The sequence below is a fragment of the Mycetohabitans sp. B2 genome, assembly GCF_021733735.1.
GTDB lineage: Bacteria > Pseudomonadota > Gammaproteobacteria > Burkholderiales > Burkholderiaceae > Mycetohabitans > Mycetohabitans rhizoxinica.
Map to the genome: position 1 here is coordinate 1 of NZ_JAHKSP010000180.1, position 835 is coordinate 835.

The window sequence follows — 835 nt, forward strand, 5'->3', positions numbered from 1 at the left end:
CCCATTGGTCCGCTTCAGCTAGATACTGCTGCTTCAGTTGCGGATCGTCGCTCTCCTCGGCCGCCTTGAGCAAAGCGTCGCGTTTAGCATCCGCCACATCCCCGATCCGCCGCGCAACCGCCTCACCGGCGTCACGCATCGCGCTCATCAGCTCACCCTGATTCTGCAAACTCTGCTGGACGTCCGGCGTCTTGTCCACCTGGCCGTTCAGATTCGTCGTATGGCGGTTCAGTCCTGCGATATCTTGCTTTTGCTGACCAGGGTTCGTGATTTCGATCTCAGCATCGCTGATCGCGCTTTGCGTGCGGGCACGACTGCTGCCGCTTTCACTCAGATACAGCGGCGACGCCCCCCCGGTATTCTTGCCCGAAGTTGATCCGGTCGGCTTGTACACATTGCCGCCGTCGCCTGTCGTCGCGCCACCGCTGATGCCGAAGGTGCTCGCCTGGTAATCCGAGTGGTTCTCGATAGCCGAGTAGCTCAGTGTGCCAGTCTTCAGGCGATTCTGATCTTTCGCAGCCTCGCTCGAAATATACGCACCCTTCAGATCGGTGTTGCCCTTCACAGCGATGTCAAAACCGCCTTGGCCGGCCTGCATCCCCGCCTGCTCGGCAACGCTCGCGTAGTTGCCACGCGCGTTGCCGTTCTGCACGTTAAAACTGGCACTGCCCCCGCCCTGGCTCACGTTAAGTCCGACGCCCGCGCTATGCTGGTGCGCCGCATTCACGCTGGTGTCCTGGACGCTCGCCACATTCAGGTCGCCCTGGACGTCGACGACCACCCGATTGCCCTTCACGTTCGCGCCCACGACGTTCGTATCGCCGCCGCTCTTGAG

Annotated in this window: 1 protein-coding gene; it reads right to left on the reverse strand. The window is 61.6% G+C overall.

Features of this window, described 5'->3' with window-relative positions:
* Positions 1–835 (reverse strand): hemagglutinin repeat-containing protein (locus KPG66_RS18250; protein ID WP_237071673.1); only part of this gene is annotated, 835 nt, incomplete at both ends.